Source organism: Lelliottia nimipressuralis, from assembly GCF_041464075.1.
Classification (GTDB): Bacteria; Pseudomonadota; Gammaproteobacteria; order Enterobacterales; family Enterobacteriaceae; genus Enterobacter; species Enterobacter nimipressuralis.
Map to the genome: position 1 here is coordinate 535,566 of NZ_CP167172.1, position 12,392 is coordinate 547,957.

Annotated in this window: 9 protein-coding genes; 5 read left to right on the forward strand and 4 right to left on the reverse strand. The window is 57.0% G+C overall.

Annotation, left to right across the window (positions count from 1 at the left end):
• Positions 1-101: 101 nt before the first annotated feature.
• The 4 genes from ACB496_RS02570 to arcA all read right to left on the reverse strand — a co-directional run bounded on the left by ACB496_RS02570 (position 102) and on the right by arcA (position 4,803).
• Positions 102-1,505 (reverse strand): YfcC family protein, encoded by a 1,404-nt coding sequence (locus ACB496_RS02570; protein WP_371974266.1) that lies wholly within the window; start codon positions 1,503-1,505, stop codon positions 102-104.
• Positions 1,506-1,552: 47 nt separating this feature from the next.
• A complete protein-coding gene (gene argF, locus ACB496_RS02575) occupies positions 1,553-2,557 on the reverse strand; it encodes an ornithine carbamoyltransferase (protein ID WP_371974267.1) in 1,005 nt (334 codons plus the stop codon).
• A gap of 103 nt (positions 2,558-2,660) precedes the next feature.
• Positions 2,661-3,572 carry a carbamate kinase gene (gene arcC / locus ACB496_RS02580; protein ID WP_100777813.1) on the reverse strand — a complete coding sequence of 304 codons (912 nt, stop codon included), beginning with the start codon at positions 3,570-3,572 and terminating at the stop codon, positions 2,661-2,663.
• A gap of 10 nt (positions 3,573-3,582) precedes the next feature.
• Positions 3,583-4,803 (reverse strand): arginine deiminase, encoded by a 1,221-nt coding sequence (arcA, locus tag ACB496_RS02585; protein ID WP_107702354.1) that lies wholly within the window; start codon positions 4,801-4,803, stop codon positions 3,583-3,585.
• Between the two features lie 675 nt (positions 4,804-5,478).
• On the opposite strand from arcA, the gene ACB496_RS02590 reads away from it, so the two are divergent.
• From ACB496_RS02590 to ACB496_RS02610, 5 genes are all read left to right on the forward strand, one after another.
• Complete coding sequence (locus tag ACB496_RS02590) at positions 5,479-5,931, forward strand: YhcH/YjgK/YiaL family protein (protein ID WP_371974268.1); 453 nt, start codon at positions 5,479-5,481, stop codon at positions 5,929-5,931.
• 199 nt (positions 5,932-6,130) lie between these two features.
• A complete protein-coding gene (locus ACB496_RS02595; RefSeq protein WP_371974269.1) occupies positions 6,131-7,039 on the forward strand; it encodes a dihydrodipicolinate synthase family protein in 909 nt (302 codons plus the stop codon).
• Positions 7,040-7,053: 14 nt separating this feature from the next.
• Positions 7,054-9,021 (forward strand): YjhG/YagF family D-xylonate dehydratase, encoded by a 1,968-nt coding sequence (locus tag ACB496_RS02600; protein WP_371974270.1) that lies wholly within the window; start codon positions 7,054-7,056, stop codon positions 9,019-9,021.
• Positions 9,022-9,375: 354 nt separating this feature from the next.
• Positions 9,376-10,758 (forward strand): MFS transporter, encoded by a 1,383-nt coding sequence (locus tag ACB496_RS02605; RefSeq protein ID WP_100780771.1) that lies wholly within the window; start codon positions 9,376-9,378, stop codon positions 10,756-10,758.
• A 12-nt stretch (positions 10,759-10,770) separates the two neighbouring features.
• Positions 10,771-12,390 (forward strand): glycoside hydrolase family 43 protein, encoded by a 1,620-nt coding sequence (locus tag ACB496_RS02610; RefSeq protein ID WP_371974271.1) that lies wholly within the window; start codon positions 10,771-10,773, stop codon positions 12,388-12,390.
• Positions 12,391-12,392 lie beyond the last annotated feature (2 nt).

Below are 12,392 nucleotides of genomic sequence, written 5' to 3' on the forward strand. Positions count from 1 at the left end.
TCCCATCTCTGTTGCCAACAAAAAATGCCCGGTGGCGCAACGCTTACCGGGCCTACAAAAAGATTACCGCAGGCCGGATAAGCGCAGCACCATCCGGCAAATCAGATAAGCGCACCCAGGCTCAACGCCACCATGATCACCACCGTCAAAATACCCAGCAGCGGGGCGACCCACTTGAGATAACGCACGTAGGGTACGCGCGCGATCGCAAGACCCCCCATCACCACGGCGGACGTCGGTGTGACCAGATTGACAATCCCGGAGGCTGACTGGTACGCCGTCACGACCAGGTCGCGGTTGACGTTAGCGAAATCGGCAAGCGGTGCCATGATCGGCATCGTCAGAACGGCAAGGCCCGAAGAAGAAGGCACCAGAAACGACAGCACCACTTCCAGCCAGTACATCACGTTGATAAACGCCACCGTCGACAGTCCGGTCACCAGGCCTTCGGCACTGTGCAAAATCGTGTGCGTAATCATGCCCTTATCCATGATGACTACGATACCGCGCGCAATACCAATAATCAGCGCGACGCCCAGCAAATCCCGCGCCCCGTTGATAAATGTTGATGTCAGCTCTTCTTCGCTCATGCGGGCAATCAGGCCGACGATAATGGCGCTGGCGAGGAAGACTGCGGAGATCTCTGCCATCCACCAGCCGAGCACCGCCACGCCGTAGATCATCACCGCGAAGGCGAGGGCGAAAATCACCAGAATAACTTTGCGCACCGGGGTAAATTCCAGCGACTGCTGGCCTTTATCGCCGAGGAAATGCGCACGGTTCTCGACCTCTTTGTCGGCGACAATCGACAGGGACGGATCCTGGCGCACCTTGCGGGCGTAACGCATCACCCACCACACGCAGATGATCCAGCCGATCGCCAGCAGTGCGATGCGCAGGGCGATCCCGTTGGTGAACGGAATGCCCGCGGCGTTGGCGGCGATGACCGTAGCGAAGGGGTTAATGGTTGAACCGAGCGTGCCGATCCCCGCGCCGAGCAGCACCGTGGAGGCGGCGACCACCGGGTCGAAACGGGCGGCCAGCATCACCGGCACTAACAGCGTGTAGAACGGCAGCGACTCTTCCGCCATACCGTAAATTGTCCCGCCGGCGGCGAACAGCGCCATCAGGATCGGGATCATCCACTCTTCGCGGCCGCGCAGCCGGGTGGTGACGCGTTCGATCCCGGCGTCAATCGCCCCGGTTTTGGTGACGATCCCGAGAAAGCCGCCGATGATCAGAATAAACAGCGCGACGTCGATCGCCCCCGCCTGGCCGGACTCAGGATCGTACAGCCCGGCGATCGGCGCCATCAGCACCGCAACGATCCCCTGCGGATGCGCGGCGACGTGTGCGTAGGTTCCGGCAATGGGCACTTCTTTGCCGAGGGCGGCATTCATTGCCATCTGGTACTGTCCGGCCGGAACAATCCAGCTCAGGGCGGCGACCACGGCGATCAGGAAAAAGAGAATGGTGTAAGCGGAAGGAAATTTGAACTTGCCCATGATGTTCTCCTTGCCCCGGCGCAGCCTGTGGCCGCGCCGGGCGGTGATTAGTCGCCGAGTGTCGCCACCATGACCGCTTTAATGGTGTGCATGCGGTTCTCTGCTTCGTCGAAGACGATAGAGTTCGGGGATTCGAATACCTCTTCCGTCACCTCCAGCCCTTTCAGGCCGTACGCCATTTCGATTTCACGGCCTACTTTGGTGTGTTCGTTGTGGAACGCGGGCAGGCAGTGCATGAATTTCACGTTCGGATTGCCGGTGGCTTTCATGACGTCACCGTTGATCTGATACGGTTTCATCAGGCTTACACGCTCTGCCCAGGCCTCTTTCGGTTCGCCCATCGACACCCACACGTCCGTATAGAGGAAATCGGTGCCGTGAACGCCCTCATTCACATCGTCCGTCAGAGTGATGCGTGCGCCGGTCTCTTTGGCGATGGCGCGGCACTGCTCGACCAGCCCGGCTTCCGGCCAGAAGGATTTCGGCGCCACCAGACGGATATCCATGCCCATCTTCGCTGCGCCGACCATCAGGGAGTTGCCCATGTTGTTTCGCGCGTCGCCCAGATAGGCGAAGCTCAGCTCCGGCAGGGTTTTGCCCGGCGCGTGTTCGAGCATGGTCATCAGATCGGCGAGGATTTGCGTCGGGTGGAATTCATCGGTCAGCCCGTTCCACACCGGCACGCCCGCGTATTCGCCCAGCTCTTCGACGATGGCCTGGCCGAAGCCGCGATACTCGATGCCGTCATACATGCGGCCCAGCACGCGGGCGGTGTCTTTCATCGACTCTTTGTGGCCAATCTGCGATCCGCTTGGGCCGAGGTAGGTGACCTGCGCGCCCTGGTCAAAGGCGCCCACTTCAAAGGCGCAGCGCGTGCGGGTGGAGGTTTTTTCGAAGATCAGGGCGATGTTTTTGCCGACTAAGGTCTGCTTTTCGCGCCCGGCTTTTTTGGCGGCTTTCAGGTCGATGGCCAGATCGATCAGGTACTGGATTTCTGCCGGGGTGTAGTCCAGCAGTTTGAGGAAGTTGCGATTTTTCAGGTTAATGGTCATGTGGCGATCCTTGTTAAATGTTGAGCTGTCTGGTGCCCTCCACCCGCCCTCTCTTTCAGGGAGAGGGGAAATGCCAGGAGCAGGGTGAAGGGAAAAATAGGAATCAATTGCGAATCAACGTCCCCTTGTCGCCTGCCAGAATCGCGGCGCCGTCGGCCAGCGCGCCGATCCCGGCGATACCGTTGCAGGCCTCGACAAATTCACGGCAAGCGGCAACTTTCGGCCCCATCGAACCGGCGTCGAACTGCAGGGTTTTGAGCACCTCCGGAGAGACCTGCGCCAGCGGGCGTTGGGTCGGTTTACCCCAGTCGAGGTACACCGCGTCGGCGTCCGTGAGGATCAGCAGCGCGTCGGCCTCAATCTGGCGGGCCAGCAGGGCGGCGGAGAGATCTTTGTCGATGACCGCTTCAATACCGCGGTAGCCGTTGGCGTTCTCCACCACCGGGACGCCGCCGCCGCCGTTGCAAATCACCAGATGATCCCGCGCTATCAGGGCAGTAATGGCGTCGCTCTCAACGATGCGTTTCGGCTGTGGCGACGGCACCACGCGGCGGAAGTAGCTGCCGTCGGCTTTAAATACCCAGCCTTTTTCTGCCCGCAGGGTGTTGGCCTGCTCTTCGCTGTACACCGGACCGATGTATTTGGTCGGATTGCGAAACGCCGGGTCGTTGCCATCGACTTCGACCTGCGTCAGCAGGACGCTCACCTCGCGCTGCGGCAGGTTGTTTTTCAGCGCTTGCTGGAGCATGTAGCCGATCATTCCCTGGCTTTCAGCCCCGAGAATGTCGAGCGGATAGGGCGTGACCTTGTCGTAGGCGCTGTTTTGCAGCGCCAGCAGCCCGACCTGCGGCCCGTTGCCGTGGACCAGCACCACGCGCCACTGGGCGGTGAGTCCGGCGATAGTGCGGGCCGCCAGCTCGATGTTCTGGCGCTGAATGTCCGCTTCCAGCGGTTCGCCGCGTTTGAGCAGCGCGTTACCGCCCAGCGCCACGACCAGAGTGGGTTTTCTTTCCATGATGGCTCCTTTAAATTCCGTCGCGTTCCAGCGGGCAGCTCATGCAGCGCGCACCGCCGCGACCGCGTCCGAGTTCGTCGCCCGGAATAGGCAGCACGGTGATCCCGGCTTTGTCGTATTTCTCGTTGGTCCAGATGTTGCGCTCGTAGCCAATCACCACTCCGGGGCGAATGGTCAGCACGTTGTTGGCGTCGTTCCACTGCTCGCGTTCGGCTTCGAAAGCGTCGCCGCCGGTGGTGATCAGTCGTATCTGGTTAACGCCGAGGGCTTTTTCGAGGGCGTGGAGCAGGTCAGTTTCCTGGGTGCGCAGCAGGCCGCCGCGACCGTCCGGGGTGAGCGTCCAGCACTGGGCGTCTTTGCGCACCACTTCCGGGTAGACGGAGAAGGTGTCGACGTCGATGTGGGTCATGACCGTGTCGAGGTGCATACAGGAGCGGTGTTTCGGCAGTTCGACGGCAATCACGCGTTCTGCCTGGCGGTGTTTAAACAGGCTTTGGGCCAGGAATTCGACGCCCTGCGGAGTGGTGCGTTCAGACATGCCAATTAATACGGCGCCGCGACCAATCACTAATACGTCGCCGCCCTCTAATGTGGCGTGATCGTAATTAATATTCTCATCGCCAAAGTATTTAATAAAATCACCGTCGGCAAACGCCGGGTGCCAGCGATATATTGCGCGCAGATTATTGGTTTCACGCTGACGGGCCGGTTTTGCCATCGGGTTAATTGAAACGCCGTTATAAATCCAGCATGAGGTGTCGCGTGTAAATAAATGGTTGGGCAGCGGCTTCATAATAAAATCATTGGCCGTATGGGTATCGACCACCATATTTTTAATCGAGGCCGGGATTTCGCCGTAGGTCAAACCCCCGCTCAGACGGCGGGCCAGTTCGCGATGGGACATATCCGCCAGCCAGCCGCGCACATCGTTGGCGAAGGTGGGGCCGAGGCGATAGTCAGAGATTTGGGTGTCCAGCAGCCAGGCTTTTGCGTCTGTGTTATCAAGCGTTTGGGTGAGTAAATCGGTTAGCAGCAGGACTTCCACTCCCTGCTCGCGTAGGGTGTTTGCGAAGATATCGTGCTCTTCACCCGCCCGCTCGACGGACAGAACGTCATCGAACAACAGCTCCTGACAATTCGACGGCGTTAAGCGTTTCAGACTTAAATTCGGGCGATGCAGCATAACGCTACGTAATTGACCAATTTCAGAACCGACGTAATGCTTTTCCATAATTATTCCTTTAACTGTTTTTTCAGAATAAAAAGGGCTGTGCTATGAATCGTTATTAATTCATAGCCCTTTAAGCTCAATTGATTTCAAGGCCCATAGTAGGCAGTTAAGAATTGTATTTTGTGATGTGGCTCACGTGAGATCGGATATTGTCGGCTTTGTTTTCTATTGCATGATTCGCGTCAGATTATGCTTAATTAGGTTATATTCGGGAATGAATCATTAAGCATAATTGGCTGGGGTTATTTGAGATTGTTATTGTTATGTATAATGAAATAATCAGGCATAAATAACTAACAGTATGATTTAAAAGGATAAAAATTTTCACTAAGAATGAATATGCACTTATCTTCGTTAACTATTTTTGTCCTAAGGTAAATTAATAAATAACTATCCAGATTATTTGAAATTAAACGGATTGATAAACTGTGACCCGACAAGGCGTTTTTTACTTAGCACCGCGAAATCAGTGGCTTATAAGAATCTACGCAAAGTCTCTGACCGTGGTTATGCATAATCGATGCATAGTTGCCTGACAGGGTTTAACAGACGGATAACACATTTCCCGATAAACATGCGCTGGCGCAAAGAGGGTGTAAAAAGGGGTGGTATGGCAGAGAGAATTCTCGTATAAAAGTTGAAAATGAAACATTGTTTTATATTGAGGGTTTACTCATGATCGTTGGCAACATTCATCACCTCCAGTCCTGGCTGCCGGAAGAGCTGCACCAGGCTATCGAACACGTCAAAGCGCACGTCACCGACGACACTTCGCTTGGCAAGCACGATATCGACGGTAACAACCTGTTTTATCTGGTCTCAGAAGACATGACGCAGCCATTCGCCGAGCGCCGCGCGGAGTATCATGCCCGCTATCTGGACATTCAAATCATCATGAAAGGCCAGGAAGGGATGACGTTCAGCACGCTGCCTCACGGCACGCCGGACACCGACTGGCTGGCGGATAAAGACATCGCGTTCCTGCCGGAAGGCGATCAGGAAAAAACCGTGGTGTTAAGCGAAGGGGATTTTGTGGTGTTTTACCCGGGCGAAGTGCATAAACCGCTGTGTGCGGTGGGCAGCCCGGCGCAAGTGCGTAAGGTCGTTGTGAAGATGCTGGTGGCTTAATTTCCCTCGCCCGGTGGCGCCTCGCTCACCGGGCTACAACTTTTATCCCTCGTTTCATCATTTCGTGATCCAGTCTAAAAAATCGCCCCTTACTGATTTTTCCCGGTTTACCTCTTTGCGCGTCGCGGCTTAGTATGAGAGTTAAATAAATGAACGCTGTTCTATAATGTAGAACAGACTGTATCAACAGGGAGATCACATGCAGCAGACCGTGCAGTTCTCGGGGATTATTCCTCCTGTCTCCACCCTTTTCACCGCCGAAGGCCAGCTCGATAAATCCGGCACCGCCGCGCTCATCGACGACATGATTCATGCGGGCGTCGACGGGCTGTTCTTTTTAGGCAGCGGGGGAGAGTTTTCTCAGCTCAACGCCGAAGAGCGTAAAGCGATTGCCGAATTTGCGATTGAGCATGTTAATCGCCGGGTGCCAGTGCTGATTGGCACCGGTGGAACCAATGCCCGGGAAACCATTGAACTCAGCCAGCATGCCCAGCGTGCGGGTGCCGATGGCATTGTGGTGATCAACCCTTATTACTGGAAAGTGTCCGAGCAGAATCTGATCCGCTATTACCAGCAGGTGGCAGAAAGCGTGACGCTCCCGGTGATCCTCTATAACTTCCCGGCGCTGACCGGCCAGGACTTAACGCCCACGCTGGTGAAAACGCTGGCCGATACGTGCGCCAATATTGTCGGCATCAAAGACACCATCGACTCTGTGGCCCATTTGCGCAGCATGATCCAGACCGTGAAAGGGGCGCATCCGCACTTCACTGTGCTCTGCGGGTATGACGATCACCTGTTCAATACGCTGCTGCTCGGCGGCGACGGGGCCATTTCGGCCAGCGGCAACTTTGCGCCGCAGGTCTCAGTCAAACTGCTGCAGGCTTTCCGAGACGGCGATCTGGCCCAGGCCGCGCAGTATCACCAGACGATGTTGCAAATCCCGCAGATGTATCAGCTCGATACGCCGTTTGTGAATGTGATCAAAGAGGCGATCTCTCTGTGCGGGCGGCCGGTTTCGACCTATGTGCTGCCGCCAGCCAGCCCGCTGGATGAGTCACGCAAGGCGCAGCTGAAATCGCTGTTGCAACAGCTGAAACTCTGCTGAACCGGAAGGATAAGATGGCGATAGAGACGATATTTACCCCGCAGGATGATGCATTTTATTCCGTTATCACCCATGCGGCCGGGCCGCAGGGCGCGCTGCCGCTGACGCCGCAAATGCTGATGGAGTCGCCGAGTGGCAACCTGTTTGGTATGACGCAGAACGCGGGCATGGGCTGGGACGCCAATAAACTCACGGGTAAAGAGGTGCTGATTATTGGCACTCAGGGCGGGATTCGCGCGGGAGATGGCCGCCCGGTGGCGCTTGGGTATCACACCGGCCACTGGGAAATCGGCCTGCAAATGCAGGCGGCGGCAAAAGAGATCACCCGCAACGGGGGAATTCCGTTCGCGGCGTTTGTCAGCGATCCCTGCGACGGGCGCTCGCAAGGGACGCACGGGATGTTCGATTCTCTGCCGTACCGCAACGACGCCGCCATCGTTTTCCGTCGTCTTATTCGTTCGCTCCCCACGCGCAGGGCGGTGATTGGCGTCGCCACCTGTGACAAAGGCCTGCCTGCGACCATGATTGCACTCGCCTCCATGCACCATCTGCCGACCATTCTGGTGCCGGGTGGCGCGACGTTGCCGCCAACGTTCGGCGAAGATGCCGGAAAGGTGCAGACCATCGGCGCGCGCTTCGCTAACCATGAACTCTCATTACAGGAAGCCGCTGAACTGGGCTGCCGCGCCTGTGCTTCACCGGGCGGTGGCTGCCAGTTTTTGGGCACCGCCGGAACATCACAGGTAGTGGCCGAAGCGCTCGGGCTGGCATTACCCCATTCAGCGCTGGCTCCATCCGGGCAGGATGTGTGGCTGGAAATTTCGCGCCAGTCGGCCCGCGCTGTGGCGCAGCTCGACGATCGCGGGATCACCACGCGCGATATCCTGACGGACAAAGCCATTGAAAACGCGATGGTGATCCACGCCGCGTTTGGGGGATCGACCAATCTGCTGCTGCATATTCCTGCGATCGCCCATGCGGCGGGTTGCACGATCCCGGATGTCGACCACTGGACGCGGATCAACCGCAGCGTGCCGCGCCTGGTGAGCGTGCTGCCGAACGGGCCGGATTATCACCCGACCGTGCGCGCGTTCCTCGCGGGCGGCGTGCCGGAAGTGATGCTCCATCTGCGCGATCTCGGCCTGCTGCATCTGGATGCCATGACGGTGACGGGCCAGACGGTCGGTGAAAACCTCGACTGGTGGCAAGCCTCCGAGCGTCGCGAACGTTTCCGTCAGTGTTTGCGCGAGCAGGACGGTGTTGATCCTGATGATGTGATCCTGCCGCCGGAACGGGCTAAAGCCCGCGGGCTGACCTCCACCGTGGCGTTCCCGGTGGGGAATATCGCGCCGGAAGGATCGGTGATAAAAGCCACGGCGATCGATCCGTCGGTGGTGGGTGAGGACGGTGTGTATCGTCATACTGGCCGGGCGCGGGTATTTGTCTCCGAAGCGAGGGCAATCAAAGCCATCAAAAGTGGGGAGATCGTGCGCGGCGATATCATGGTCGTTATCGGCGGAGGCCCGTCCGGTACCGGAATGGAAGAGACTTACCAGCTGACCTCGGCGCTAAAACACGTCTCCTGGGGCAAGACCGTATCCCTGATCACCGACGCCCGTTTCTCCGGCGTATCGACCGGCGCCTGTTTTGGCCACGTAGCACCCGAAGCACTGGCCGGTGGGCCGATTGGCAAGCTGCGCGATAACGACATCATCGAGATCGAGGTGGACAGGCTTTCATTAACTGGCCGGGTGAATTTTATCGGCACGGCGCAACATCCGCTCACGCCGGAAGAGGGCGCTGCGGAGCTGGCGCGTCGGGCGCCGCACCCGGAGTTACATGCCCACGATTTCTTGCCGGACGATACACGGCTCTGGGCGGCGTTGCAGTCGGTGAGCGGAGGAACCTGGAAAGGCTGTATTTATGATACCGATAAAATTATCGAGGTGATTAACGCCGGTAAAAAAGCACTCGGAATATAGAGCATTAAATAAATTTAACTGCCTGTGATGATAATTTGCGGGCGGTTTTATTGTGCCTGTGATATAGCAAAATTTAATAAATGGCTGTTTTCATAACCTATTAAAAATAAAAGCTAAAACTATATTTTAATTTATGGATATATAACGACGATTATCACAAAAGCAAAATATCATAATTCATAAATAAGATATGACCATTGCTGGTTAATCGATCATTTACTTACACTCAATTAACACGAAATAGTCCGATCAGCACACGAAAAAAGGGTGTATTCCTGACGATGCACCAGGTATTGCTTTTGCCTGGAACAGGTCCCTGACGTTTGCACTTTTTCACTTTCTGCGTTGGGGGTCATAATGCAATTAACCATGAAAGATAAAATTGGCTACGGGCTGGGTGATACCGCCTGTGGTTTTGTCTGGCAGGCCACGATGTTTTTGCTGGCCTATTTTTATACGGATGTGTTTGGTTTATCGGCGGGCATTATGGGGACGCTGTTTTTAGTGTCGCGCATACTCGACGCCGTCACCGATCCGCTAATGGGGCTGCTGGTGGATCGCACACGCACGCGTCACGGCCAGTTCCGCCCGTTCCTGCTCTGGGGTGCAATCCCATTTGGCGTCGTCTGCATGCTGACCTTCTACACGCCGGACTTTTCCGCCAACGGCAAAATCATCTACGCCTGCGTGACCTACATTCTGCTGACGCTGGTCTACACCTTCGTGAACGTCCCTTACTGCGCCATGCCCGGAGTGATTACCGCCGATCCGAAAGAGCGTCATGCGCTCCAGTCGTGGCGTTTTTTCCTCGCCGCCGCGGGATCGCTGGCGATCAGTGGGATTGCGCTGCCGCTGGTGGGGATCATCGGTAAAGGCAACGAACAGCTGGGCTACTTTGGCGCGATGTGCGTGCTCGGCCTGAGCGGTGTGGTGCTGCTTTACGTATGCTTCTTCACCACCAAAGAGCGTTATACCTTTGAGGTGCAGCCGGGTTCGTCGGTATCAAAAGATTTGAAGCTGCTGTGGGGCAACAGTCAGTGGCGGATTATGTGCGCGTTCAAAATGATGGCGACCTGCTCGAACGTGGTGCGCGGTGGGGCCACGCTCTATTTCGTAAAATACGTGATGGATCATCCGGAGATGGCCACGCAGTTCTTACTCTACGGCAGCATCGCCACCATGTTTGGCTCGCTCTGTTCATCCCGGCTGTTAGGCCGCTTCGACCGCGTGAAATCGTTCAAGTGGATTATCGTGGCGTACTCCCTGATCAGCCTGCTGATTTTCATCACGCCGGTGGCGTATATCGGCCTGATTTTCGCCCTCAATATCCTGTTCCTGTTTGTCTTTAACACCACCACGCCGCTGCAATGGCTGATGGCCTCCGACGTTGTCGATTATGAAGAGAGTCGCAGCGGCCGCCGTCTGGACGGGCTGGTGTTCTCTACCTATCTGTTCAGCCTGAAAATCGGCCTGGCGATTGGCGGCGCGGTGGTCGGCTGGATCCTCGCCTATGTCAATTACTCCGCCAGCAGCAGCGTGCAGCCCATCGAAGTGCTGACCACCATCAAAATCCTGTTCTGCGTGGTTCCGGTGGTGCTCTACGTCGGCATGTTCATCATGCTCTCGCTCTACAAACTCAGCGATGACCGCGTCGAGGCCATCAGCCAGCAACTGCTTAAACACCGTGCGGCGCAGGGCGAGGATCTTCCCGCTGCGGCGACGGCGGCATCCCATTAAGAAGGAGACGCTATGTACACTATCACTAACCCGATTCTGAGCGGATTCAACCCGGACCCGTCCCTGTGCCGGCAGGGTGAGGATTATTACATTGCCACCTCGACCTTTGAGTGGTTCCCCGGCGTGCGGATTTATCACTCGCGCGATTTGAAAAACTGGTCGCTGGTGAGCACGCCGCTGGATCGTGTGTCGATGCTGGATATGAAAGGCAATCCTGATTCTGGCGGCATCTGGGCGCCGTGTCTGAGCTACGCCGACGGGCAGTTCTGGCTGCTGTACACGGACGTGAAAATCGTCGATTCACCGTGGAAGAATGGCAAAAATTTCCTCGTCATCGCGCCGTCCATCGAAGGGCCGTGGAGCGAGCCGATTCCGATGGGCAACGGTGGCTTTGATCCGTCGCTGTTCCACGATGACGATGGCCGCAAATATTACATTTACCGACCGTGGGGGCCTCGCCACCACAGCAATCCGCATAACACTATCGTGATGCAGGAGTATTTCCCGCAGACGCAGCGGCTTTCGCCGGAGCGCAAAACGCTGTTTACCGGCACACCGCTGTGCTACACGGAAGGGGCGCATCTCTATCGCAAGGAGGGCTGGTACTATCTGATGGTCGCGGAGGGGGGCACCAGCTACGAACATGCCGTGGTCGTGCTGCGATCCAAAAACATCGATGGCCCTTACGAGCTTCACCCCGAGGTGACGATGATGACCAGCTGGCATCTGCCGGAAAATCCGCTGCAAAAGAGCGGGCACGGCTCGCTGCTGGAGACGCACACCGGCGAGTGGTATATGGCGTATCTGACCAGCCGACCGCAGCGTTTGCCGGGCGTGCCGCTGCTGGCCTCTGGCGGACGCGGGTACTGTTCGTTAGGGCGTGAAACCGGGATCGCACGCATCACCTGGCGTGACGGCTGGCCCTATGTCGAGGGCGGGAAACACGCGCAGGTCCACGTACCGGGGCCGCAGATGGCGGAGAGTCAAAGCGTGTCGACGGCAAACTGGCGCGATGATTTTGATACATCAACGCTTAACCCGGAGCTGCAAACCCTGCGCATTCCGTTCGACGATTCTCTCGGATCGCTGACGGCACGCCGGGGATTCCTGCGGCTGTATGGCAACGACTCCCTCAACTCGACCTTTACCCAGTCCACCGTGGCGCGGCGCTGGCAGCATTTCGCGTTTCGCGCCGAGACGCGCATGGAGTTTGCCCCGCGCCATTTCCAGCAAAGTGCCGGATTAACCTGCTACTACAACAGCAAAAACTGGAGCTACTGCTTTGTCGACTACGAGGAAGGGAAGGGCAGTACGCTCAAGGTGATTCAGCTCGATCAGAACGTGCCGTCGTGGCCGCTGCACGAGCAGCCGATCCCCGTACCGGACGACGCGCAGGGCGTGTGGCTGCGTGTTGACGTCGAGCATTTAGTTTATCGCTACAGCTATTCGTTTGACGGCGAGCAGTGGCAGACCGTGCCTGTCACCTATGACGCGTGGAAACTGTCGGATGATTACATCGGCGGCCGTGGGTTCTTTACGGGGGCGTTTGTCGGACTGCACTGTGAAGACATCAGCGGCGATGGCTGTTATGCCGATTTTGATTACTTCAGCTATACGCCTGCCACCGCGTGACG